General features: G+C 55.2%; 1 protein-coding gene. It reads right to left on the bottom strand.

The genetic code is table 11. The features are described 5' to 3' along the window. Nucleotides 1-755 (bottom strand): elongation factor Tu (locus AC3WK8_RS31945; RefSeq protein ID WP_492574102.1); only part of this gene is annotated, 755 nt, incomplete at both ends.

Below are 755 nucleotides of genomic sequence, written 5' to 3'. Positions count from 1 at the left end.
AGCAGCTTGCGGAACATTTCAACGCCGGTGCAGGTAGTTTTCTGAGTATCGCGCAGACCCACGATCTCAACTTCTTCCTGGATGCGAACGATGCCACGCTCAACACGCCCAGTTACCACGGTGCCACGACCGGAGATCGAGAACACGTCTTCGATTGGCATCAGGAACGGCTTGTCGATAGCACGCTCTGGCTCTGGGATGTAGGTATCCAGAGTTTCTACCAGACGCTTAACAGCGGTGGTACCCATTTCGTTGTCGTCTTGACCGTTCAGAGCCATCAGAGCCGAACCGATGATGATCGGAGTGTCATCACCCGGGAAGTCGTAAGTGCTCAGCAGATCGCGCACTTCCATCTCAACCAGTTCCAGCAGCTCAGCGTCGTCAACCATGTCAGCCTTGTTCAGGAAGACAACGATGTATGGAACGCCTACCTGGCGGGACAGCAGGATGTGCTCACGAGTTTGCGGCATCGGACCATCGGCAGCCGAGCAAACCAGGATCGCGCCGTCCATCTGGGCAGCACCAGTGATCATGTTCTTGACGTAGTCGGCGTGACCTGGGCAGTCAACGTGCGCGTAGTGACGAATGTTCGAATCGTACTCTACGTGCGCAGTGTTGATGGTGATACCACGAGCTTTTTCTTCTGGAGCGCTGTCGATCTTGTCGAAGTCAACACGAGCCGAACCGAAAACTTCGGAGCAAACGCGAGTCAGAGCAGCGGTCAGAGTGGTTTTACCGTGGTCAACGTGACCGAT

The sequence above is a fragment of the Pseudomonas sp. FW507-12TSA genome, from assembly GCF_058781435.1.
Note: the sequence above shows the minus strand (reverse complement) of the source record. Positions and strands in the feature narration are given on the sequence as shown.